A 25,910-nucleotide genomic window follows, 5' to 3' on the forward strand; every position below is an offset into this window, starting at 1 on the left:
TAGGAAAAGCGCCCTCATTTGAGGACGCTTTTTTATTGTCAAGCCTTCAACCTGTCAAGCGCCAACTGATAGGCTTGATCATAATACTTCGTTAGGGTAGTCCAGTCAAAATACACCGACGTGCTCTCTACCTTGTTTCGCAAGGTGATTCTTTCCCTCCGGTTCATATTGATGAACTTGTACATTTGGTAAGCAAGTTGGTCGGCCGACTGGTTGTAGTTTCGTTTTTGACGGTTTACTACATAGATTCCGTTGCTGGCGTGGTCTTTCATATTGTGCAATACGTAGTCGCCAAACCCAGCCAGGTCGCTTGTGATGGCAGGCACCCCACTGGCAATACATTCAAGCGGAGTGTAGCCCCAGGGCTCGTAGTAGCTTGGAAAAACACCCATGTGGCAGCCACGGACAAACTGGCCATACTCCATGCCAAACAGCGGGTTGGTGGAGTTTACAAAGTCGGGGTGATACACAATTTTCACTCTGTCATCCTCGTGATTGAGAAGGCTGGATGTTCTAAGGAAGTTAAGGATATCGTCGCCGCCATCGTCTACCAGGTTGTGAGTGACCACCGGTGGTAATTGATCCGTCTTCCAGCTTTGCAGAAGTCTTCTGTAGCGCAATCTCCAATAATCATCAACAAAGTCGTTGAGCATGGGTAGACGGTGGTCGCTGCTGGAGGCGGCTGAGTAGAACAATCTTTCACCTACCTGTTTCTTGATAGCATCTGTTGTTTGGCGCAACTCTTCGAGCACAGCCCGGCTGTGCAGAATATCCGGATTGATGCTATGGAACGGTTGTTTGGTAATAAAGAACATCACAACCGTCATTTCGCTGCCTTCATTTTTCAGCCTCCAGTTGAGGCGAGCCAGCGCCTCAAGTGCCAGGTCGAACCCTTTGTTTTTGTATTCATACCGCCCTGATGTAAAGAAATACAGTGTATTGTCCAGGTCAAAAGTGTAGCTCTTGAAGAAGTGAGCCATAGCAAACTGGTGTATTTTTTCTTTGTACTCCCGGTGAAGGTTCTGGAATTCGTGCAGTGCCTCAAACCGTTGATTGTTGATGCCGTTTGGTAGGATCACATCAGGCGTTCTGCCAAGCAGGTACTTACACTCCTGGGCTGTCACGTCAGAAACCGTGGTGAACACCTGTGCTCCGTGAGCGGCGGCTCTCTCCAGATTGGCAATGGCCTCGACGTTGAAATTGGTTGCCTCCTTGGACCAGTCCATGAATGGGAGGTGCTGGTAGAAGTCGGCACTGTTCATGGCAAGGTAGCGGCCCAGTAAGGTGGCGTGAGTTGTAAACACCGTTGATATTGGCATCTTCTGCCTTCTGATGTCCGGAATGCATGACGCAGCCATCCATTCGTGAAAGTGCGCTATGATTTTTTTCTTTTTGGCGGCACCCAGCGACAGTTCTTCCAGGAAGATTTTAACACACTCTCCAAAGGCAACCACCTGGTCAATCAGGTGATCCTCGGCAGGCGTGGTGATGCCATGGTGTTCCCACAGTAAGTATTTGATTTCACCAAGCTTGTTCCAAATGCTGCCAAGGTTAAATAGAACAGCTTTTGGGCGCCCTGTCACAAGCCAATGTCCATAGTGTACTTCAAATCCCTTTTCCCGCATTTTAAGAACGGCTTTACCAAAAGGATCAGAGAAATCGTCAATTGGGTCGAATTCAGCTGATACCTGGTGTTTAAAGTAGGGGCCCAGCAGGCAGTAGTTGTCCCCCCATTTGGGCATCGTGGCCGGCACCTTGGAGCGTATTACTGTATATATGCCACCCACCTGATTAAGAACCTCCCAGGCTATCTCCACAAGAAGGGTGTCTTTCATTTCCTTTTTGCTAATTCTCTTTAATGCTTTTACAGCTTTTGCTTCCTGGCCTTTGGTCGTGCTCATAGTAGGGTGCTTAGTAGGTATATATGTAGGGTCTCCAATGCGCTAGGTAAATTATAACTATTTTTTTAAGGAAGAAATTACTGAGCCAGTATTGAGTGGTAAAATCATCAATAGGAAAAATTGTTTCCATATTTCTTCATTAGGAGCTATTTTAAGTAGTGCTCATATGAAAGGGTTTTTCACTTGGGAGTGAGTTTTGCGTTCAGCGCCGACTGGCTGATTGTTTTGACCGGTGTTGCCACCATGTCTGCCCGATCAACAAATTTTGCAATCGTTTGCGCTACAAATTTTATATTTTTATATAGAGCCGATATGTGTAAATTTTTATGTAATCTTTTATGAATATATTTTCTTTGTCCTCCATATAGTATTTTTTATCATGGCCTGTTATTTTATATAACATCTATGTACGTATTAATTTTTGTTGACAGCAAAAATATTTTTTTGCCCTCTCCCCATTTTGATTTTCTCCTACCAACAAAATGCTATATTTGAAATATTCTCTTCAAACGGGGGTAATTGACCGTCGTTATTGAAGTATTTATAAAATAGACAACATTAGTTTAAGATTTTACTAACACACGCTATGAGCATTCAAAGAATTGAACGTATAGAAGAGGTGTGGAAGCCCATTGATGAATTTTCGAACTACGAAGTATCCAATAGGGGTCGTATCAGAAGCAAAGACCGTGAGACTTTTCACAGGGGAAGCCAAACGATGATGAAGGTGAAGGGCAAGGTGATGAAGCAAAGGTGGAACAAATCGTGCAAGTGCTTTTTCCTGGACCTTCTCAATGATGACGGGAAGAGGAGAACTGTTTATCCGCACAAGGAAGTTGCAAAGGCTTATTGTATCAATGTTCTTCCGGATGAATACAATATGATTATTCATCTTGACAATAACCCACGCAATAATGACTCGACCAACCTGGAATGGGTAAGTTCTTCTGAACATATGGCTTTCCAGTTTGAAAACGGAAACAAAGACAACTATAAGGTTTGGAAGATCAGGAAGCGACGCTATAAAAATGGATTTAAGCCAGACACCACCTTTAAGGGGCGTCCAAGAAAAGAGGAGGTTTATGTCGATAGCGAAGTGGAAGAGGAAATGCTTGAGGCAGTGGAATAAAAAAAAGAAGGGCTTGTGCCCTCCCTTTTCCATCAACCAACCGTAAACTAAAAACTATATCCTTTTTCCAGTATTTGGGTGTTAAGTAACCACTTAAAACCCCAGGACTCAGGAGTATATTTTAACCTTGAGATTCGAGGCAGAGTAGATTTTTCCGTTGTTGTCGTTCAGCATCCACTTTGCGTATTGTTATTTTCTATTTTGAGTTCTTGACCTTTTTGCCTGCCTGATTGCAGACACCTGTTAATAGCCAAACGACGTGCCAACTTTTGTAAGGTGCTGAAATACAAGTGTTTGTGGGTATCGTTGGAAATGCTTCCTTGGCAGACTGTCCGAAAATGATACAGCCATAGGCCGGTGATGTACAGTGCAACAATTAAAAATGGTTTTACGTACCGCTACTCTTTCACGAGAAGCATGGCTCCGTAGCTATAGCCACCACCAAAAACGGTTACCACTATTTTGTCTTCGTTTTTGAACTCCTGCCAGTGCTCGGATATGCCAATCGCAGCACCTGCGCACCCGGTGTTGCCCAGGTACTGTACATTTGAAATCGCTTTCTCAGGTGATAGCTTCAGGTTTTCCGCCACATTCTTTGTTATCCTGTGGTTGGCCTGGTGAGGTATCAGGTAAGAAAGATCATCAAGTGTGTAGTTATTTCTTTCAATGATGTCTCTGGTGGCCGATGCCATATAAGAACAGGCGTTTAGAAACACGTCTTTTCCATAGGGCATTTCAATACCACCATGGAGAGGTCTCAAAGTAACTCCCTCCAGGCCCCTTCCCACATGGGCGGCACCTCTGGTGAAAATTTCTTTTACAGCCAAACTTGGAGTAGTTGGCTTGTCTTTGGTCACCAGCAAGGCACTGGCACCATCACCCCAAAGATGGCCGGCTTTGTGGTCATGTTCGTTGTGGTAGGCCGTGTTATGCTCGGAAAGGACAACAAGCGCATTTTTTGACTTTCCCATTGCCATATAACCCTCCACAATCTCCATGGCGTTGAGGAACGAAGAGCAGGCAGATGAAATGTAGACCACTGCTGCATTCGTTGCATTGAGGTAATGCTGTGTCTTGTGGGCAAGTGTAACGATGGTGTCGTAAGGAGTGTAAGAAGCGCCTACGATCAGATCGACTTGCTGAAGAGGAAAATCTATTTGTTTTTCGAGCGCTTTGACGGCCTCAAGAGCCATTGTTGCCGTGTTTTCTTCCACACCGGCCTTTCGCCTTTCAGAAATGCCAGTCCTTTCAACGATCCACTCGTTTGTAAGGCCGTTTAGATCGGCGAAGTATTGATTAGTAACTCGCTGGCTGGGAATATAATGTGAGATATCTCTAATGTACATGTATCCTGTGTGCTAGGATTTTGCCTCAAAATAAACACTTTCGGGTCTATTAACCTTGTTATTTTTTATGTTTGGCTACAAAAAACAAACCGGACAGTAGTCTGCCCGGTTGTTTAGAGATTGATTAGTCCTTAGTCAGAATTTATTTTTGAGTTTTTCTTTTTTAGGTCGCTTTAACGACCGCCATTTCGTCATTATCTTTTGGCAACTTGATGGTTTAAGTTGTGCATGGCACTAGCTGATGGTTGATCCTGGCTAGCCTCCCACAGTATTGTTAGGCCTAGCATAATTGCCAGACTAGCCCACACATTTTTACTGAGTAACATTTGCCGTAACATTTCATTTAAAATTTGATGTCCTGATTATTTTGAGTTGTTGACCTGTAACATGTTAGCCAATTGCTATGCCAAAAATTGCAAATACTTGGTAATCAGTTATTTGAATATTTATAGCGAACTGTCTGTGTCCGTTTTTGTAACACTTTTCTTTCAGGAGTGTACAGCTTTGTTGTTAAACTTGTAGTTTTAGCTGACCAGCAAACCGGCTATAGCCTGTGAATCCGTAGCCGGGAAATTACTTGGGACTTACTTTCATGGAAAATTCTCCAAGTTTTAGATCAATTTTCATAAATTCAGGAAACAACATCCGTATGATCTCGACTGAAGCAATTGAAATTCCTGAAAACATCAGGTCTAAGTATGATCCAAGATCACTCGTAGAATGGTTTTTTCATTGGGAAAAAGAGACACCTGATCGTGTTTTTTTACGACAACCCAATGGGGATCAATGGATCGAATACACCTGGAAACAAGTGGGGGCCGAAGCCCGCAGAATGACTTCTTATTTAAAGAGCCGGGGCCTTGTAAAGGGAGACCATGTTGGGTTGATTTCCAAAAACTGCTCCCACTGGATTATTGCCGACCTGGCGATCATGATGGGCGGTTATATCTCAGTTCCCCTATACCCAAATCTGGTAGGCGAGCAGCTGAACCAGGTGCTGGAACACAGCGAAGTGAAGCTGCTTTTTGTTGGAAAAGTAGATGAGTGGGACAGTATGAAGAAGGGTATTCCTGAAACACTGCCTTGCCTGACTTTACCTGAAAGCCATGTAGACGACTACGACAAGTGGCAGGACATTATTGCAAAGAATGATCCTTTGACAGAAAGCAATATTCCGGATGAGCTGGATTTGTGCACCATTATTTACACATCGGGAACGACCGGTTCGCCGAAAGGTGTCATGTATAACCACAAGCAACTGAAGTTCACTGCCGCTGCCGCAAAGTATGTGATAAATTTTGGAGATAAGCGTCATCGTTATTTCTCCTACCTTCCATTGTGCCATGTGGCAGAGCGAATGATTATTGAGTTGGGTGCCCTCCATTGTGGCGGAGTTATTTCATTTGCTGAATCGTTGGATACGTTCATGCAGAACCTTTCAAATGCACAGCCTACCATGTTTTTTGCCGTGCCTCGTATCTGGACCAAATTTCAAATGGGCGTTTGGGAAAAAATGCCACAGTCGAGGCTGGATTTTCTATTGAAGCTGCCAATTATTTCAGGAATTGTGAAAAAGAAAATTCGGACGGGCCTTGGTCTCAATGAGGCAGAGTATTGCCTTACTGCCGCCGCTCCCTGTCCACCGTCACTCCACAAGTGGTACAATGCGCTGGACATTCAGTTGCTTGAGCTGTACGGTATGACGGAAAACGTTGGTGCCTGCACGCTGATGCACCCTGACAATGTTAAAATGGGTACTGTTGGCCTGCCTTATCGTGGTTCTGAACTCAAAATAGAGGCTGAAACTGGTGAGATTCTTATGAAGGCTCCATGGTTGATGCAGGGATACTATAAAGAACCTGCAATGACAGCTTCGGTGCTTAAAAATGGTTGGCTGCATACAGGTGACATGGGAGAGATTGACAGTGATGGTTTCCTGAAAATTACGGGTCGGGTGAAAGACACTTTTAAAACAGCCAAAGGCGAATACATAGTGCCGGGGCCTATTGAATGGGGTTACTCGCTCAATGGATTCATAGAACAAATATGTGTTTTGGGCAGGGGGCTCCCGCAGCCAGTGGCATTGGTGGTGATTTCAGACAAGGCGCTTAAAAAGAATAGAGCTGAAATAGAAAAATCGCTTGCGGATACCATGAACATGGTGAACAAGGATTTGGTAGACTACGAAAGAGTGAGGAAGGTGATTGTGATGAAGGAGCCCTGGACAATGGAAAATGGCATATTGACGCCCAAAATGAGCATAAAAAGAAATGTTTTAGAAGGGAAATACGAAGAAAATTTGCAAACTTGGTACGCAACAGAGAATACTGTCATCTGGACATAACTTTTCTGTTTTGTGCTTATCAATTTCAGGGACCCTGTTGAATCTTTCAGCAGGGTTCTTTTTTGCAAAAAAAACGATTTTGATAAATGTTACAGGTCTGAAAGTGCTCTCAGAAGCTTCTTCGGAAGGTTGCAATTCTCCTCGCCAAAGTGCCTTGTGTCCACCAGCTCGAAAATCTTCCAGTTGCCATCTTTGTCTTTGAATAGAAGAAAAGCGTCGACTCCACAATGGGAAAATTTGTCGCCAGCGAAGAAGGCGTACTTAGTCCAAACCTGGGCCAGCCTGCCATCTATTTCTACCCTGATATCCCAAAGTGGTTCATCGTACATGATTTCCCTGGGTTTAGCCATGGCCTCAAAAAATTTGGTCATATCATCTGACCTGAGACTTTCTTTTCCAGCCTCTCTGTCCATTACGGTATGAAGCTGTGCATTGGGTGTAAACATTTTGTGGTAGCCGGTGGTGTCAGCCCTCCTCATGCCTTCAAACATGTTGAAAACTACTGAGAGCACCTCTTTCTGATCGGCTGACCATTTGGTTTTTTTTTGGGCCGTTGCCGAGCTGGCTGCACACAATATCAATGCTACGATTACCAAAAAACGATTCATACTCGGGTCAAATTAGATTTCACGTCTTAAAACTTCCAGTGGAGGGTTGTTCACTACTTCTCGGCTGTTAGTTACCCCTATAGCTACTGTAAGCGTTGTAATGCCTCCAATTATTGCAAGAAGAGGCAACCACACAGGGCTGAAAGTAGACTCGAAGACGAAGTAGGACAGGGCCCAGGATCCGGCCAATGACAATAATATGCCGGAACAGGAGGCAAAAACCCCCAGAAACAAGTATTCAAGGCCTGCTATTGTTAGCACCTGTCTTCGGCTTGCACCCAGCGTTCGGAGAAGAACACCCTCCTGTATTCGCTGGAACTTACTAATGACAACAGAGGCAATTAGAACCAAAATGCCAGTTGAAATACTCAAAAGTGCCATGAACTGAATAACGAAAGACACCTTTCCCAAAATATCGTCGAGTGTTGACAGGATCAGCTGAAGATCGATGATGGAAACGTTGGGGTAATTCCTTACCACTGCCTGCTGAAACCTGGCTGAAAGCTCGTTGTTTTCAACTCTTGTGATCAGTACATGAAACTGAGGTGCTTTTTCCAGCACTCCCTCAGGGAAAATGACCAGGAAATTGGTTTGCACCCTGTTCCAGTCAATGCGCCGCAGGCTTCCCACGTAGGTTTTGATGAGAGCGCCCTGCACGTTGAACAACATTTCATCACCCACTTTCACTCCAAGGTTTTCGGCGTAGCCGTCGCTCATGGATATAAAAATGGTGTCGTTGGGGTTCTCTATTTTGCCAAGCCATTTGCCCGCAATGATCTCTTCTGAGTCGATGAGTGAATCTCGATAAGTGATTCTATACTCCCGATTGTAGGCCCAGTCAGGCAGGCCCAACGTGGTGTCCGCTTCTGCTTCTTTTTTAGTATAACCTTTTAGTTCTTCCAGCCGCATGGTCACCACGGGCACGTCTTGTATAACCGGGAGCTCGTAGTCAAGGGTCATCGTTTTGATGGCCTCTTTCTGATCAGACTGTATATCGAAAAGCACCATATTGGGCCGGTCGCCAGCACCGGTGATGCTTACCTGACTGATGAGAGATTGCTGAACAAGGTAAAGCGTAGAGATGAGGGCTGTGCCAAGGCCAACTGTAATAATCAAGATCATAGTTTGGTTCTGAGGCCGGAAAAGATTGGCCAGGCCTTGCCGCCACACATAGCTCCAGGTGATAGGAAAAAACTTTTTCACTGACCAGGTGATCAGTTTGGCAACTCCGGCAAGCAAAAGAAAAGCTGCGATCAGGCCTCCTGTGAACGACAAGGCATCGAGAATAGAGCCTATCTGCCACCACGCAAAGCCAAGAATGAAAGCAAGGATTGCCGCATAAACAGGGTAGATGCCACGAGTAGAATCAGGAACAGCTCCATCAATTCCCGCCCTTATTGCCTGCAGAGGAGCTACCTTTCGGATGCGAAGAAGCGGAGGAAGCGCAAATAGCACAGAGATTGACAAACCCAGCGCAATGCCCTGCAGAATGGCTGACCACGAAAGGGCAAAATCGACAGTGACTGGAAGGAAGTCTTTGAGCACACCTGGCAGGTACATTTGCAGGACTGATCCCAGCACGCTTCCAATGATACCACCCAGCAAGCCGATTGATGCAATTTGGATAAGGAAAATAAAAAAGGCCTGGATAGACGTGCCGCCGAGGCAGCGAATCACCGCTACGGATGTAATTTTTTCTTTTATATAAATGTGGACGGCACTTGCAACACCAATGCAGCCTAGTAATAGCGCAACAAAGGCCACCAGGTTCAGAAAGCCCGTCAGGTCTTTGAATGCCCGGCCTGTATCTTCCTTCTGTTCTTCAACGGTATCGTATCTCCAACCTAATTGGTCAAACCTTTTTTCATACGTTTCTTCGACGGTTTTTACGTAGGCTTCGTCTTCGAACCTGAAGTACTCCATGTAGTTGATGCGGCTGCCTTTTTGCAGCAGACCAGTTTGCTCCACGTATTCGTAAGGGATATACACCACCGGAGCGACGCTGGTGGTAATTCCTGTTTGCCCGGGAATTTTTTGCAACCGACCGACGATCTCAAACGACTCGGTACCCACTTTTACTTCGTCTCCCACTTCTACGCCGAATTGCAGCATAAGTGTTTGGTCAACTAAGGCCTGCTTCTTGCCCCGGAAAGACCTTGAGGCTTCCACCGGATCGGTTTCGATGGCTCCATAGTAGGGGAAATCACCCTCCAAAGCCCGCACTTGCACCAGCCTTGTGCCCTGGCTCCTGGGGAAGTAGATCATGGAGGCAAAGTAGCATTCGCTGGAACGCTCGGTGCCAATAGAGTCTAGCAGGGGCTGGTAGTCTTCTGTAAATGGCTGGCTCGATCTCACGACCAAATCCGCCCCTAATAGCCCCTTCGCCTGGCCGTTGATGGCAGAGAAAAGAGAAGCTTTGAAAGAATTGATAGCTACCAGGGCGGTGATGCCAAGGATGATAGAAGAGGTGAAAAGAAAAAGCCGGGAGCGGCTTCTTCGGCTGTCTCTCCACGCCATTTTCCAAAGCCAACTTTTGCTGTACTCAGGTCGGTTGATGCTGATTTTGCTATCCATTACGCTTGCGCTGCCAGTGCCGATTCGGTGAGTTCAATTACTTTTCCCCCTTTCAGCCGGAGGATGCGGCCGGTTTTTCTAGCCAGTTCCATGTTGTGGGTAACCAGCACCAGGGTAGTGCCTTGCTCCTTGTTAATTTGGAAGAGAAGCTCCTCCACCTTGATACCCGTTTCTTCATCCAGGTTGCCAGTGGGTTCATCGGCAAAGAGGATTTCAGGGTCGTTGGAGAAGGCTCTGGCCAACGCCACCCGCTGCTGTTCGCCACCCGATAGCTGAGTAGGGTAATGGTGAAGCCTGCTGCCGAGCCCAACTCTTTCGAGTAGCTCAATGCTTTTGGCTGCTACGCCTTTTTCACCTCTCAACTCAAGCGGCACCATCACATTTTCCAATGCTGTGAGCGTGGGGAGTAGTTGAAAGTTTTGGAAGATAAAACCGACGTGTTGGTTGCGTACCCTTGCCCGGTCATCTTCATCCAGTGCATCGAGCTTGATACCACACACCTCAACGCTGCCTGACGAGGCTCTGTCGAGACCGGCGCAAAGACCGAGCAGCGTTGTTTTGCCACTACCTGAAGGGCCGACGATGGAGAATGTTTCGCCTTTTGCCAGATCGAAGGAAACATCATCGAGAACGGTGAGTGAGCCTGTGGCGCTTGAATAAGACTTGGAGAGGTTGGTTACTTTAAGAATAGATGACATAATAGCCAAAGCTAAAATAATTTCAACAGATGATTTGCTTTAACAACGGAAAAGGAGGGGTGTTGTTCCGTGTATTATACCAGTGGGGCAAAAAATAAAGCCGACAATCCTGTCGGCTCTATTCGATCCCGTGTTAGCCAACTAACCGGAGTGTGGTCCTTGTTGCTATGGACTGAGTCTATTGTTTTATCATTCTTTTAATATCCTGCGCATCACCCTGCTGAATTATTATGAAGAATAAGCCGGACGGTAACCGGCTGATGTCCAGGGATGTCTCCCATTTTTTTGTGGATTTTTCGAAAGTTTGTCTGCCGTAAATGGCACCTGTAACCGATTGAAGAGTAACTATTGTCTCTATTTGAGAGGGGTTGTCCATCGAAAGCGAAACCGAGTAACTGGCAGGGTTAGGGTATATTACCAAAGTGCCGAATGCGGTCAATTTGATGCCTGTTTCCACCTCCGGGGCAAGCATTACGTCGAGTTTATTTGACAATTCGCCCTCGCAGCCATCGGCGACGACCTGCACTTGATAGCCTCCATCTACATCTACTTCCAGTGAGGCGTCGTCGTCCTTAAGGAACTCTCCATTCAGGAACCATTTGTAAGTGGCTCCCTGGAAATCTGTGCCCGCCACCAGCAAAGGAGGAACGTTCTGTAGAGCAGGGTTTATAACTACGGCAGGCGGAAGCAGACAAAAGGTTTGGGTAACTGAAGATGCCTCTAGAAAATCTTCGTTGCCCGGCTGGCTGGCTGTGACCGTCACCAGACCGGGAGCGGAGAAGCTGAGTTCGACGCCATCAAGGGTGGCTGGGCCTGAAACAGCGTAGACAACAGACAAGCCAGAGCTAGCCACTGCATTTAAAGAAATAGCGGCATTCCCAAATACAATATCGTCGATGGCATCGAACACTATTGTTTGCGTTGCCCGGGGGGGAAGAACCGAGAAGTTAAATGCAAACTCGGTGGCTGTATGGTAGCCACCAATGGTGACCTTCACCGGGCCAGTTGAGGCACCCTCTGGGACGCTCGTTACTATTTCATTCTCAGTGCTTGATATCACTGTCGCAGGAGTTTCGTTGAAGGTCACCACATTCTCCGTCGCTACAGCGCTGAAATTGGTACCGCCAATGGTAACGGAAGTTCCTACCCGTCCCACCCCTGGCGAAACAGAAGTTATTTTAGGAGGGGGGATGATGATAAAGTCATTGGCAGAGGTGGCTATTTGATCATGTACTTTTACTTTTACAGGCCCGCTTGTAGCTGGGTAGGGCACTAATGCCATTATTACCGAAGAGGAGCTGGACGAGACCAAGGCAGGTTCACCATTGAATGTTACCGCATTGTCGGAGGTTGCGGAGCCAAAATTAGCCCCCGTAATCGTGACTTCTGTTGCATAGCGCCCGGTGGACGGGTTAACTGAGGTGATGATTGGAGGCGGGATAACTACGAAATTGGTCTCACTGGTAGCGGTCAAAACCCCTACCTTTACGGTGACAGGGCCTGTTGTGGCTCCAGCAGGCACAATCACTAAAATTGACTTGGCCGAACTCGTTTCAACCGTGGCTTCCATTCCATTGAACGTAACAAGATTTTCTGACCGGGTGCCACTGAAGTTATCTCCGTTGATGGTGACAGCCGTGCCAACAATTCCAGTGGTCGGCGAAAGAGAAGTAATTACAGGAGGCCTGAGTACCACAAAGTCAACTGTCCCTGTGGCAGTTTGCCCGGCATATGTAACCGATATTGTACCAGAGCTGGCCAGCTCCGGTACAACGGCTGTTAAGCTGGTTGAGTTGGCAGTGACCACAGTAGCTTGTTTGCCATTGAACGTTACCAGGTTCTTGTCTGGGCTACTGCTGAAATTGGCCCCTTGAATAACAACTTCAGCCCCGATCTCCGCTGCGGTCGGAGTAACCGATGTGATTGACGGTGGATCCTGGAGAAGGTTTATTGCCACGAGGATTTTGCCAGCCGATGAAATCACCATGTCCGATTTGCCATCACGATTGAGGTCTCCGAGGAACAGCCCGGTTGTCAAGCTTTGGTTTCCTAAACTCAGGTTGAAGTATTCAAATGAGTTTTCGATGATCACCCCCGGCTCAGTTAGGTTTTTCACCACTGCGATGTAGTTTGAACCAATGATAATCTCAGGACTTCCGTCACCATCAAGATCCCCTGTGTCAATTCGCTTTCGATTGGTCTGACCGGTGTTCAAAATAACTCCTGCTGCGAAGGTAACATTGCCAGGTGTACTGGAATTTCGAAATACTTTTTCCGTAGTTACTATGTCAGGCTTGCCATCACCATCCACGTCGGCAATTTCAATGTCCTCGACATTTCCGATTGCGAGATCAATTTTGTCGGCCAGCAAGACAGATGTGACCTCACCAGCCGTGCCCAGGTTTCTTAGTACAGAAATACCAGACGATGAATTTGATACCAGTATGTCGGCCAATCCATCTTGGTCAATATCGGCAACTGCTATATGATAAGGGAGGCTGGCAGTCGAGCCATGCACGAATTCAAAGGACTGTGCATTAAGCTGATTGAAAGTACTTCTGTTTCTGAACACAGCAAGCTTTGCATTTTCCTCTCCACCAACGATGATTTCGGGTTTGCCATCTCCGTTTAGGTCTCCAACAGCAACTCCGGATGGTTTATTTAATGAAGCGGCGACTGAAGAAATGGTGAACGACGTGAAACTAGATTGCCCCAGCGTTCCTGGACTGCTTAAATTCTTTACAACGGAGAAAGTATGACTTATATAATTTGTAACCACCATATCCAACCTGCCATCCCCGTCGAGATCCCCGATGGTCATGTCTGTTGGGCCGCTAAACCCTGAAAGAGCTAATTCAGGATCAAATGTGACTTCGCCGTTTTCATTAGCTGAAGAGTTGTTGCGGTAGATAGAAATAGACGAATTGTCCTTGTTAAGTAAAACCACATCCGGCCAACCGTCGTTGTCTAAATCTGCGATTTTAGCTTGATGAGACGATGAGTTCGCATCAAATGTAACATTATCAAAGGAGTTCAAATTGAGGACTCCTTCACCGCTAAAGGAAGTGCTGAAAGCGATGGAAGACTGGGCCGTCAAGCCATTTACCGTTACGGAAATGGGATCATATGTTGCTCCCGCCGGAACTTTCACCGTTAGTTCATTGGCACTAACGGTAGTAACTTCTCCCTTCACATTTCCAAAGAACACGTGGGTTTTAGAAATGTCATCGCCAAAATTCGATCCTGAAACTGTCACACTAGCCCCAACTGGTCCTGTAGATGGTTCAAAAGATGAAATAGAGGGGACTGGAACAACCGTGAAGCTACTTGTGCTTTCAGCTGTTTGTCCGTTTACTGTCACGCCGATGAATCCGGTGCTCCCCGAGGAGAGAACGAAGGCCACGATGGTGGTCGTGGTGCTTTGAGATACCCCGGCTGTCGCTTCATTAAACGTCACAGCATTGTTGTCAGCCGTAGCGCTGAAATTAAGCCCTGTGATAGTTACCCGAGTGCCGATAGGGCCTGAAGTAGGAGAAAAGGACACAATGCCAGGCGGAAGAACCAGCTCGGCTTCGTTAGAGAATACAGATTCACCTATGGCGTTGGTGGCCTTTACTCTGAAGTAAACGACTTCGCTGGTGGTAAGACCAGTAACGGCATGAGATAGGGAATTGGCGGAAAAAATGACCGAAAAATCACCACTACTACCTGTCTTTTGCTCCAGAACATAGCCGGTTATTACCGAGCCATTGTTTGCCGGGGCAGTCCAGTTTACAACAACCGACGAAGGTGTTTTAGAGCCAAATGTCACAGGTGCTGGTTTAGCAGGTACATCCACAATCAGGATGCTTGATTCATCTGAAAACTCTGAGTCGCCTGCGACATTGGTGGCTTTTACCTTGTAATGGTATGTTTCTCCCGGCGTGAGTTCGGCAGCGTTGTGGGTAAGGTTGGGGCCTGTGTACACATCGGAGTAGCTGCCAGCAGCGCCCTCTTTTTGAGTAAGTGTGTAGGCCGAAATTTCAGCGCCGTTGTTGTTTGGCACCGTCCAGTTGATTATCACGGAACTGCTGGTGGCTTCGCCAAAGGTGACAGGTTCGGGGGTAGAAGGCGGCTTAACCTCGCCTGGAGGCGGATCCTGAATATTAGCTCTCAGCCAGGGAAAGCTGGTGCCTTCGTTAATGTCCCAGTCGTTGGTAAAGTCCCATGGGATAGTCTCTTCGAAAGACGATTGCTGCCGCATTTGTGAGCTGGTGAGACCTTCGCTAAAAAAACCCCCGGCCTCCTGCCCGCTTGTTTCGCTGTTCCAAAAGCAAGGACCCATTGTGCCACTAAGCCAATCACCAACGAACCCGCCGGTTTCGGAGTCACCGGTGACTTGGCCGGTGGCATAGCAGTCTGATGTGCTTCCATTGTTGTTGTGACCTAACAGACCTCCAACTGCCTGGGTTCCAGTGACAGATCCGGTGGCATAGCCGTAGTCAATAGTTGATTGATTTGATCCGACTAGCCCTCCAACTTTAATGCTACCGGCAACATTACCTGTTGCAAAGCTGTTGACGATACTGCTTGTGCCAGCATTCCAGCCAATCAAGCCGCCAGAATATTCACCGCTGGCTTCGATATTTCCGGTTGCAAAGCATTTGGAAACGGTGCCAAAGTTCAGGCCAGCGAGCCCTCCCAGGGTTGTAGTCCCTGTGAGGTCTACTTCGGAGGAACTGCTGATAATCGTGCTATAATTTGTACCTGCAATACCTCCGCCATATTGGGCAGCTCCTTGTATGCTGCCACTAGAGGTGCAGTAGCTGATAAGACCGCCGGATGCCCCGACTAGTGCCCCGACGTGGTCTTGCCCAACGATGCTAACACTCAGGACGTGCAGATTTTTTATTTCACCTCCATCTCCTGTTGAAGCGAAAACTCCAACATAGTTTGAGGTGGGGCGATTGATAAATAATCCGGAGATGGTAAAATCATCGCCATCGAGAGCGCCAGTAAACCCGTTAATTTCGTCCGCAATAGGATCCCACCCTTCGCCATCGTTCCAAAACAACCCACTTGGGTCGCTGGTATCAAAAGTCAAGTCGATGTCATTGAGGAGTATGTAGTTGGCGGCTAGATCATTTCTAACTTCGTCAAGCTGCGCAGGTGTTGATACCTGGTAGGGATCCTCTGGCGAACCGTCACCTCCGGCGAAAGCACGCATTGCTGCAAAAGCGGAGATTTTTAAAAGGTCAACCCGATAGCTGTTTAGCGCCAACTTATCGGTAGTAGGTACTGGTTCCAGGCCCGTGGCTGCATAGTGCAATAAAATGACTAAATTAAGTAGGGCGGCTCGTTTGAAAAAATTACTCATGTGCAAGTAGCTGTTAATTATGCGAGTAATCATTGCTTATAAAATTCAGTCGTCCAAAATATTTTTGCGAGTGACTGTTATTGTTTGCCAACGAACATAACATACCCTGGCGAATAACGAAGTTATGCAAAGCACCCCTAAGCTACCGGTTGTGTTTTAGCTACTTAATTCGTGTCCAGAAACTCTTTCAACGACCTCCTGTGGCTTCTCCCAATCGGAATCTCAAGGTTCCCGACGATCAACCTGTTGGATTTCATCCCCTTTACGAAATTGATATTGATGGAGTATGATCGATGAACTCTTATAAAATTTTTGGCCACAGTCTTTTTCATGAAACTACTGAGGTTCATTGAAAGTGTGTGCCGACCGCTAGCTGTGAACAAATCTGTGTAACTCCCTGCTGCCCTGGCGTATATTATTTCTTCGTTCAAAATGTTTTTGTTCGAGTTGCCGGTTTTCAGAAGTTTTGTTCTGGAGCCAGTTTCATTCAAAGGAAAGACGTTGACGTTATTCGCAACAGCCAGCTCAATGGCTATCTCAATGTCTTTGGAGTCAAAGGGCTTGACCAGGTAGCCAGCAGGGGCTGTCTTAACAGCTCGTGAAACGGTGGCTTTGTCCGAATACGCTGTTAGATAGATCACAGGCACTGCCCTGACCTTGTGGATTTTTTCTGATGTTGAAATTCCATCAAGACCCCCTTTGAGGTTAATATCCATGAGGACTAACCCATAGTTGGAGGCTTCAAACATCCTGATCGCCATTTCTCCGGTATTGGCCGTGTCAACATGCCCATAGCCTATTTCTTTCAGCGTTTCTTTTATATCCTGCGCCACCATGTCTTTGTCTTCTACTACAAGTATTCTGAGGTTATTCATAATTTTCCGGGTAAGGTATACGAACAACAAATCGAGCGCCTTGAGCACTTTTTATGGTAAAGGTTGCGTCAAGGTCGGCTACACACGACCGCACAAGTTTTAGTCCAAAGCTTGAGTTTTTGTCTAGTTCAAAGCCCGCAGGCAGCCCCCTGCCGTTGTCCGCTATGTCCAGCACGATGTGTCCATTTTTTTGCTTCATGCTTATTCTGAGCACCGGATTGGGGCTGTTGACAAAGGCGTATTTTATCGCATTGCTCACCAGTTCATTTATTATCAAGCCTATCAATACCGCCCTTTCAAAGTCCATCTTGACGTCATTTACGGTCAAACTGGTATTTAAAGGTAGGTACTCGTCGCTATAGGAGCTTAGTATATTTCTTACCAGCGTATTTATGTAGTTTTTCATCAGAACTGCGTCAAATGTTTCTTCTTCATAAAGTTTCTGATGCACAAGTGCCATTGCTTTTACCCTGTCCCGACCCTCCCGAACTGATATTCTTGCCGTTCTGTCAATCAACCTTCTCGCTTGCATATTGAGCATACTGGAAATAAACTGAAGATTATTTTTCACACGATGGTGTATTTCAGCGAGCATAATTTCCTTCTCTTTGTTGTTCTTTTCCAGGAGAATATTCTTGGCAAGAATCACTTCTTTTTGTTGGTTAATCTCTTCTGTTCTGGTGATCACCTGTAGTTCCAGGTCGTAGGCATACCTTTGCTGGAGCCGCTCATTTTCTTTTAACTTTTCAATTACTTCCTCCTTGGCGAGTCGCTTTTCTCGCTCATTTTGATTGGACAAGAACGCCAGGGCAATTGAAAAAGACATGAACTCAATAAGTGATGCTACCTGGGGGACTATCATGCCAAGCTTATTCCCACTGAAGAAGAGTGTCAGGCCAATAATTGAACCGACAATTAGAATACTGATTCCAGCAGAATAGTAATAGGCAGCAGTCACCTGGGATTTGATCACCTTTGTCACAATTACAAAACCGATCGTAAGTTCAATCAAAAAGAGAGTGGCCGCAGAAAAGCTGATAAACGTATAGTTGTCGAACAGGCTGAGACTAATCAGGTCGCCACACAGAAAAGCAATGTTTATAAAGACAAGCCTATTGATCCACTTGTAAATGGTTGGAAAAAGTACCTTAGCGTTAAGAAACGATTGCGTGAAAAGGAAGTAGAAAATAAAATTCAAGTCATGGCTGAAAATGCCAAAGTGAATTGTTTTTGAGGGAGTTTCCCTAAAGAGCGTGATATCCGCCAGTCCAAGTACGCTGAAATACAGCCAGCTTGTCAAAAATAAATACACTGAATAGAGAAAGTAGGTTTTGTCTCTTGTAATTAAAAAAACAATCAAATTGTAAAGCACCAGAGTCATGAGCGCACCCTGATAGAAGAGCTGAAAGTATAGCCAGGTGTTGTGGCTTGCCATTATCTTTTCGTAGGCTTGCAGTTTTGTGCAAAGATTGATATCCCTGCCTGACGTACTCTGTATTCGCAAAAACACGGTTACTTGTTCAGATGAATCGATTGAAAGTGGAATTACAGAAGCATATCTGGTCTTTACGCTGAGCAGTGAGTAGGGAGTCAATACTCCGCCAATTACCTTGTAGTCCACTTTATTCTGCCTTATCACATACGCTTCAAGAAAATCTGGCGATTTGATGTCTCCGATGCACAGAGCCAGACTGTCATGTGGCACAGAGGCTCCCTTAATTTGAAGTTTTGACCAATAGTTGCTTGTTTTTTTTGGCTGGTAGAGCCTTTCACCAAGATCAGTGAATTGATATTGATTTGACTGGGTGAGTAAATCATCGACACTGAGATACCGACTTGTGTCTTCGAATACAAGTAGCTGACTCGTCACTTCTGAATCCAACGTCCGTTGATGCTGGGGTAGTCGTACCAACGGCTGGCCCCCACTCTGTAGAATGTTTAATAAAAAGCCGAAGAAAATCCAGGTACTGAAAGTCATTTCGGAAGACCTTTTTAAACATTTAAGAAATTTGAAAAGACTATTAATATAGTGATTTTGAGGTAATTATGAAATGAAAGCGGGTAAATCCCATCTCTTGGTGAGAAAAACAGAACTGGGATATGTTGCTGTCTCTATAATTATGGAATCATAAAAAAATAAAGCCGACAATCCTGTCGGCTCTATTCGATCCCGTGTTAGCCAACTACACCGAAGTGTAATCTTTGTTGTTATAGATTAAGTCTATTGTTTTATCATTTTTTTAGTGATAAGCGCATCACCCTGTTGTATTACTATGAAGAAAATGCCAGAAGGTAACCGGCTTATGTCCAGAGAAGCCTGCCATTTGCCGCTGGTTTTTTCAAAAGTCAGTCTGTCGTGTACTGAACCTGCGATGGATCGCAGGGTAACGGCTACAGTTCCATTAAAGGCGTTGTCCATTGAGAGTGAAGCGGTTTGCTGAGCAGGGTTGGGATATAGCAGGAGGTTTGTCAGATCAGCTGATCCAATTCCCGTCACTTCTTCGAGCACAATTTCAAGCACATTGGATGAGCCACTCGAAGGGCACCCATTCGTTGCCAGCGCCAACGCATGGTAGTTTCCAGCTTGTTCAATGGCGAAGGTCTCTCCCGGGCCCGTTAGTCCGACACTCTCGCTGTTTAAATGCCACTGGTGACTGTCTACCAGGTTATCGCTTGAGAGGAGAAAACCCCCGCTGCTATTTTTGGCAGCCGCTATGGTGGGAGTATCGGCGATTATACAAAATACCACGTCGATGGTCTTGCTCTCGTAGAAGGTAGTTTCGGCACCGGTTAAGCTTATTACCTCCACCCCTGCAGCTGCACCTGGGTCGATGGTCGCCGTCAGGCCTTCGAAGGATGTTTTGCCAGTGCCGGAGTTGGCGGTTACCTCAGCTTCTACGGACGAGGTGGCGTTGAGGGTAAAGGGTGTTTCGCTCTTCAGCTTGTCGGCAACCTGGTCAGCGATAATTTCTTGCTGGGCTTTTTGCACAAAAAGCTCAAATGTCTTGCTTGCTGCAGTCCAGTTGTCGGTTTCCTCCTGGCTGGCGGCTATGGTGAAAGAACCGGCCTGCAACGGAATAAAGGTTTGACCGTCTATTTGCCCGCTTCCGGCGACCACTGAAAATGAAATGGCGTTGTTGGTATTGGAGGTCGCCTCCAGAGGGAAGCCGGCAGGAGAATAGATAAGAGTGCCGTTGGATCCCGCACCAGATGCACCGACAGCGCTGAGCAGCTGTACTCCCTTGGCTACGGTTGTGGTTATGGTAGCCTGATCGGCAGGCAGGTAGTTGTCACTGCCTGCCTGGTTAGCGTGAATGACTATCGACCCTGCTCCGGTAATGGTCAACGTATTTCCTTCCAGCGCTCCCGGCCCTGACGCAAGCGAGAGGGAAACGGCCAGCCCGGAGGTGGCCGAGGCCGATACCTCCAATGGATCGTCACCGAACGTGGCGATGAGGTTTTGTGTCTGGATGCTTTGAGAAGCTTTTTGAACGACTATCGTCTTTTGCACCGGCTCCGCTGCAGCATACGTGCTGGATCCTGCCTGGGTGGCTTTTACCACCACTTCACCGGCGCCTGTAAAGCTGACTATTCCGGCGTCAATCGTGGCTGGCCCCGACACGATTTGCGTAGTAACGTGCAGTCCGGAGCTGCTGCTGACATACGTCAACATAGAAACTTTTTCACCAAGGAAGGTTTGAGCCGGAACGTCTTCAAAGGTGATGGTTTGAGCCAGCTTTAGGACATCTACTTCCACGAGGATGCCGTACGTTGAGAGCCCCAGTTGATTCCTGGCCATTACTTGTACCTCGTAGGTTACACCTGCTGAGAGCCCGGAAATAGTATGGTTGGTAACAAGCCCCACGTCTTCAAATTCAAATACAGATGTGCCCTTTACCCTTCGTATTACTCTGTACCCTAAAATAGGAAAGCCGCCAGTTTCCTCGGGTGCTTCCCACGTGACATCAACTGCGCTGGCTGAGGCTGAAGTTGCTTCCACACTCAGCGGTGAGCCCGGCACAGTCGCAGGCGGGGTAACTGATGTCTCAACGCTTGCAGGTGAGTCGCCAATGGTATTTGTGGCTACAACCTTAAAATAGTATGACTCCCCCGCCTGGAGGCCAGTGGCAGTATAGGCGAGGTTTTCACCTGTGTATACCGTAGTGTATTCCCCACCCACTCCTTGTTTCATCTGGAGCATATAGCCCGTAATGGGTGAGCCGCCATTTGCTGGCGCCGTCCATTTAGCAGTCGTTGAACTTGAGGATGTGTTTTCGAAGGTAACCCCGGCCGGTTGAGATGGTGCTGTGGCGGCGAGGCATGTTATTTGCGCCTCCCAGCCGGCATACTCAGCGCTTCCGTCCGATGTGAAGCGAAAGGTAAGTGTACCATCGACGCCTGAAGCTGCATAGTCGGCGGGAATGGAACTGCCGGTAAGCGTTGCCAGGAGTGGGGAGGTGGTGGAGGAGCCGTCGTAAATGTACAGGTAGTCGTAGTTGTTTTCAAGCTGAAAAGAGGAGAATGAAATGGAGGCTCTTGTATTGGGTAATTCGGGCTCTACCGTCAGCACAATGTCCAGGCTGCTGGTGTAGTTGCCGGCTCCGCCGGGATCGAGAAATATGGCATCGCAGCCAGAGGCTGTTCCATTAGCCATAGTGATAATGCTTACCGGTACTACCTGAGCAGCATCCGAAAACTCGGAGTCTCCTGCCGCATTAGTAGCCTTTACCTGGTAGTAGTATGTTTCCCCCTTTGTGAGGCCGGTGGCAGTGAAGGTTAGGTCAGTGCCGGTGTACACATCGGAGTAGCTTCCGGCGGCGCCTTCTTTTTGGGCTAGCGTGTAGCTGGTAATTTCAATACCATTGTCGTCGGGGGCCGCCCAGTTGACAACTAATGAAGTGCTGGCGATGGACGTGAAGGTAACCGGGGCTGGCTTGTCAGGTGGAACTGTAGCACAGGTAACAAACGCCTCCCAGCCATCAAATTCGAAGGAGCCATCCGACGTAAACCTGAATGTGAGCTCTCCGCCGGATGAGCTGGCTATAATATCGGCAGGGATGGCCAACCCCGACAGTGTAACAATGAGGGGCGACGAAGTGGACGGGCCATCAAACACCTCCAGCTCATCGTAGTCGGTTTCAAGCTTGAAGGCGGAAAACGACACTTTTACCTTTTCATTTTCATTCTCCGGCTCAAAGGTGAGTGTATAATCTTCGGACGAAGCATGGCTGGCTCCGAAGCCACCAGAGTCGGTAAAATCCATGCCACAGGCGGTAATCGTTCCGCTTGTCATGGTAATGATATGCCCCGGGGCCGGGCTTTGTTCGTTGTTGGTCAAAAAAGGGAAGGAGCTGTTTTCATTGATGCTCCAGATGCTTGTAAAATCCCAACCGGAAAAAGACGCCTCGGTTCTCATGTCGCCCAGGTTCAGTCCGCTGCCAACCGCAGAGGTGGCCTGGCCGCTTGAAGTGGTATTCCAATAGACAGAAGTAACGTCATCACCTTCTGCAAAGCCAGCAAACCCGCCTGCATTGCTGTTGCCTGTGACCAGCCCCGATGAAAAACAGTTGGTGATTGAGCCTCCTCCCTCACCGCCCGAAGTAAACACGTAGCCGGTAAAGCCGCCTACGTGGTTGTTGCCATTCACGTTGCCAGTGGCGTAGCAGTTGTCAATAGTAGCACCTGTTGCGATACCTGAGAACCCCCCGGTACTGCCTCCTGTGGCCACAACACTCACGTTTGTATAACACTCAGTCAAATTTGAGGTCAGTCCTCCTGAAAGCCCACCGGTAAAATCAGTTCCGGTCACGGATCCGGTTGCAAAGCAGTTCGACACGGTGGCCCCGTTACCAAACGCCAGAAGACTCCCGGTGTAGAAAAAGCCTGTAATTTCTGTAGCTGCTATTCCCAGGTTGCTTATTTCGGCCGGCGAGGCCACATAGCCCAGGAAGGCAACGAAATTTCCCGCTGGTCTATTTATATGTAACCCAATAATGCTGAACCCATTTCCGTCTATTACCCCTGTAAATTGATCGTCGACTGTTCCAATAGGCTCCCACCCGAGCCCTCCGTTCCAAAACTGTCCGCTTGGGTCACTCGTGTCGAACGTGAGATCGATATCATTGAGGAGTACATAGTGGGCGTTGAGATCGTTTCTGATTTCATTCAAATGCGTCGCCGTAGTAATTTGATATGGCTCGCCCTCTGTTCCCGCTCCCAGGCCTGAGAATTGTGCATGAGAAAAAGAAGGCTGAAGTGACAGGCAGAAAACCAATGCCGTAAACAGCCTGAGGCATGTGCTGGTGCCAACTGGCGATTTATGGGTTATGCCTGAGCGCAAAAAATGTAGGTATCGTTTCATCAAAGTAATTAAGTAAGGTGCAAGCCTGAACCATTTGAATCCCGACGTAGTAGGCATCTTCTAAGACCAAATTGTTTTTGTCAAAAAATAAAAAGTACTTCGATAGCAAGTTGACAGCATGCTTCAAGGGAACTAATTGTCAATAAGTTAAGCGGCAAAAAGGTGCCAGACTGGAAATATTTGCGAGCAGCAAGGTTTACTTTCTGAATCGCTCAAAGTCTTTTGTGAATGAAAAAGCTGGGTGCAAACATTTTACTGATTTCGATGTTACTGTTGCTTCATGCGGTGGTTAGCTATAGCCAGCCATTTAAAAAAAAGATCGATAGTCTTCAGTATGTACTTTCCCGGGAAATTCCCGACACAGCCTATGTAAACACACTCAATAGAATTTCGAACGAACTCCACGGGAGAAACTTTAGGGAGGCCATTCGCTATGCCAATCTGGCCATACGAAGAGCGGAAGAAATTGATTATGGGTATGGAACAAGCAAAGGGTATCAGAATATTGCTTTAACCTCATGGGCCAATGGCAGGTATGATCAGTCACTCGAGAATCATAAGAAGTCTATTGAGATGTTTCGCACCGGTGGAATGACGAATGAGCTGGCGGAGGCCTACAACAAAATTGGTCTTGTATACTTCTATATCGCCGAATATGACAAAGCAATTGGCTACCTGAGTAGGTCAATTGAGGATTACAGGGCGAGAAATGATACCGCCAATCTGGCCAGAGTACTGAACAATATGGGCCTTGTGCATGATTCCAAAGGTGACTATGCAACTTCCACTCATTACATTATCGAAAGTCTGCAGCTGAGCCAGAGCTTTAGACAGTTGCGTGATCAGCAAAACCGCACCTATGGCAAGGGAATGATACATGAGAATGAGTTCATTAACAGGCCGATTCTGGAACAAAGGTTGGAGAGAATTGAGCGGGTGGGCGAGAGCGGAAGCGCCGAGCAGCTTGCTAATCTTTGCGTTGAGGCTGCGGAAATTTACTTTGTTTTGAAGGAGTACAACTCAGCCCTGAGCTATTACAGAAGAGCCTCAGAAATATACGCTGAGCTGGATGAGCAGGTGTTGTTGGCGCACTGCCTCCGTGACCAGGCGGAATGTTATGTCGAGCTCGCCGACTTCGGGTCTGCTCTGGAAGTTTTTCGTCAATCGGAATCAATTTATATTAGTCAGGGAAATTACATAAGACTAGCTGCGGTTGTGGCGCAGCTTGGGGAAACAAATTATAAGCTGGGCAATATTGAGGACGCCATTCTTCATTATAAAAGACTAATTACCCTCGACGATAGCCTTGGCCACAGGGCAGCTTTGTCAAAGACTAAGGTAGCACTGGCAGGGACACTATTGGAGCAAGGCAGGAAGCAGGAGGCACTATCTTATGCCCAGTCAGGCTATGAAATAGCAAGGGAAATTGGGTCACTTACCAGGGTGGAGACGAGTGCAAGGCAGCTTTATGAGTGCTACAAGGCAATCGGACTGATGGGCACTGCTTTGAGTTATCTGGAGGAAAGCACCTCTCTAAAGCAGAAATTTGGGGATGAGCTTACCCACCGGGAAATAGCCGAGCTACAAATACAGTACGAGAGTGAAGAAAAGCAGAAGGCAATTGATCAACTAAATGAGGTGTCCCAGCTGCAAAGCAACGTCGTGGTTTTGCAGAAGCAGTTGTTGATGCTTATGGGAGGAGGTTTTGCTGCCTTTGCGGTTATCCTCGTTGTGATGAGAAATAGACTGATCAAAATCAGAGAGCTTAAATCGGGGATAGAAGAAAAGAATGCGTTTATCGAAGCGCAAAACTTTAAGCTCGAAAAAAGAGGCAGAGAGCGTGAGCTTTTAATTGGAGAAATTCACCACCGGGTAAAAAACAACCTGCAGGTTGTTTCCAGCATGCTGAGACTTCAGCAGCGGAAAGTGAAAAATGTTGTTGCCAAAGAGGCTCTTTTTGCAGGCCAAAACAGGGTGCAGGCTATGTCTCTACTTCACCAGCGACTATACCAGCACGGGTCGTATGGTAAAATCCCTATCGCCGACTATGTATCGGACGTATGCAAGCATCTGGCAAAGGTCTACAATTTGGACAAGCAAAAGATGGACTGCAGCTTTGAAGCTGATAATGTCAGCCTCGAAATAGACACTGCGGTTACGATAGGGTTGATGGCCAATGAGGTGTATTCGAATATTTTTAAACATGCCTATCCTTTTGTGGATGTGCTGAGACTTCACTCGGAAATAAAAAGAGAAAATGGATTGACCATCCGAATTACAGACAATGGCCCCGGTTTCCCTGAAAAGGTAGACTTCGAAGAAGGTGGGTTTGGTCTGAAACTTGTTGAAATGCTTGCCACTGAGCTGGGTGGTGAGGCTACATTTGCAGGCGGGGCGACAAAAGGATTGACTGTCACAATACGAATTGACGAAGCTCATGTCGACTGATGGTGACCGCCCCTGTTTCTGAAGGCGCAGAAACAGCCACCGATGAGTTTCAATTGCCCACATATCCTCCTGACATCCCTTCAAAGTCAAAGTTATTACCAATAAAGCTCCTAACAGATTTGCTATCCTCTACACGCCCAACTCGGTTCCAGTCCCGGATCCTGAGAATTGCGCAACGGCGAAAGAATTAGGAGCGAGTAAAACAAGCAGCGTTAAAAGCCGCATTTTGCCGTCATGGTCAAAAGTCCGAAGACGTCGTTGAGCAGCAAG

The 25,910-nt window shown here is 47.1% G+C and carries 12 protein-coding genes; 3 read left to right on the forward strand and 9 right to left on the reverse strand.

Features of this window, described 5'->3' with window-relative positions; genetic code table 11:
• Window positions 1-38 precede the first annotated feature (38 nt).
• Complete coding sequence (locus RIF36_RS09350; RefSeq protein ID WP_350120734.1) at window positions 39-1,901, reverse strand: glycosyltransferase; 1,863 nt, start codon at window positions 1,899-1,901, stop codon at window positions 39-41.
• Between the two features lie 586 nt (window positions 1,902-2,487).
• On the opposite strand from RIF36_RS09350, the gene RIF36_RS09355 reads away from it, so the two are divergent.
• Window positions 2,488-3,030, forward strand: a complete 543-nt coding sequence (locus tag RIF36_RS09355; protein ID WP_350120731.1) for an NUMOD4 domain-containing protein — start codon at window positions 2,488-2,490, stop codon at window positions 3,028-3,030.
• Between the two features lie 398 nt (window positions 3,031-3,428).
• On the opposite strand, the gene RIF36_RS09360 is transcribed toward RIF36_RS09355, so the two are convergent.
• Window positions 3,429-4,376, reverse strand: a complete 948-nt coding sequence (locus RIF36_RS09360) for a 3-oxoacyl-ACP synthase III family protein (protein WP_151996385.1) — start codon at window positions 4,374-4,376, stop codon at window positions 3,429-3,431.
• Between the two features lie 649 nt (window positions 4,377-5,025).
• Here RIF36_RS09360 and RIF36_RS09365 point away from each other — a divergent pair.
• Window positions 5,026-6,720: an AMP-binding protein gene (locus tag RIF36_RS09365; RefSeq protein WP_350120729.1), complete on the forward strand. Its 1,695-nt coding sequence runs from the start codon at window positions 5,026-5,028 to the stop codon at window positions 6,718-6,720.
• Between the two features lie 89 nt (window positions 6,721-6,809).
• Here the strand turns inward: RIF36_RS09365 and RIF36_RS09370 are convergent, their stop codons facing one another.
• The 7 genes from RIF36_RS09370 to RIF36_RS09400 form a co-directional block, all read right to left on the reverse strand.
• Window positions 6,810-7,328, reverse strand: coding sequence for a Cif family virulence factor (locus tag RIF36_RS09370; RefSeq protein ID WP_350120727.1), 519 nt, complete (start codon window positions 7,326-7,328; stop codon window positions 6,810-6,812).
• A 12-nt stretch (window positions 7,329-7,340) separates the two neighbouring features.
• On the reverse strand, window positions 7,341-9,902 hold the full coding sequence (locus tag RIF36_RS09375) for an ABC transporter permease (RefSeq protein ID WP_350120724.1): 2,562 nt from the start codon (window positions 9,900-9,902) through the stop codon (window positions 7,341-7,343).
• Window positions 9,902-10,600, reverse strand: a complete 699-nt coding sequence (locus tag RIF36_RS09380; protein ID WP_350073634.1) for an ABC transporter ATP-binding protein — start codon at window positions 10,598-10,600, stop codon at window positions 9,902-9,904. The genes RIF36_RS09375 and RIF36_RS09380 overlap by 1 nt, the downstream gene beginning before the upstream one ends.
• A 178-nt stretch (window positions 10,601-10,778) precedes the next feature.
• A complete protein-coding gene (locus RIF36_RS09385; RefSeq protein WP_350120721.1) occupies window positions 10,779-15,956 on the reverse strand; it encodes an IPT/TIG domain-containing protein in 5,178 nt (1,725 codons plus the stop codon).
• A 164-nt stretch (window positions 15,957-16,120) separates the two neighbouring features.
• Window positions 16,121-16,831, reverse strand: coding sequence for a response regulator (locus tag RIF36_RS09390; protein ID WP_350120718.1), 711 nt, complete (start codon window positions 16,829-16,831; stop codon window positions 16,121-16,123).
• Window positions 16,824-18,809 carry a histidine kinase dimerization/phosphoacceptor domain -containing protein gene (locus tag RIF36_RS09395; RefSeq protein ID WP_350120716.1) on the reverse strand — a complete coding sequence of 662 codons (1,986 nt, stop codon included), beginning with the start codon at window positions 18,807-18,809 and terminating at the stop codon, window positions 16,824-16,826. The genes RIF36_RS09390 and RIF36_RS09395 overlap by 8 nt, the downstream gene beginning before the upstream one ends.
• Window positions 18,810-19,052: 243 nt before the next feature.
• On the reverse strand, window positions 19,053-23,192 hold the full coding sequence (locus RIF36_RS09400; RefSeq protein ID WP_350120713.1) for a fibronectin type III domain-containing protein: 4,140 nt from the start codon (window positions 23,190-23,192) through the stop codon (window positions 19,053-19,055).
• A gap of 228 nt (window positions 23,193-23,420) precedes the next feature.
• On the opposite strand from RIF36_RS09400, the gene RIF36_RS09405 reads away from it, so the two are divergent.
• The gene (locus RIF36_RS09405) at window positions 23,421-25,640 is read left to right on the forward strand and encodes a tetratricopeptide repeat-containing sensor histidine kinase (RefSeq protein WP_350120710.1); all 2,220 of its coding nucleotides are present in this window, start codon (window positions 23,421-23,423) and stop codon (window positions 25,638-25,640) included.
• The last annotated feature ends 270 nt before the right edge of the window (window positions 25,641-25,910 follow it).

This window comes from Imperialibacter sp. (genome assembly GCF_040222815.1).
Classification (GTDB): domain Bacteria; phylum Bacteroidota; class Bacteroidia; order Cytophagales; family Cyclobacteriaceae; genus Imperialibacter.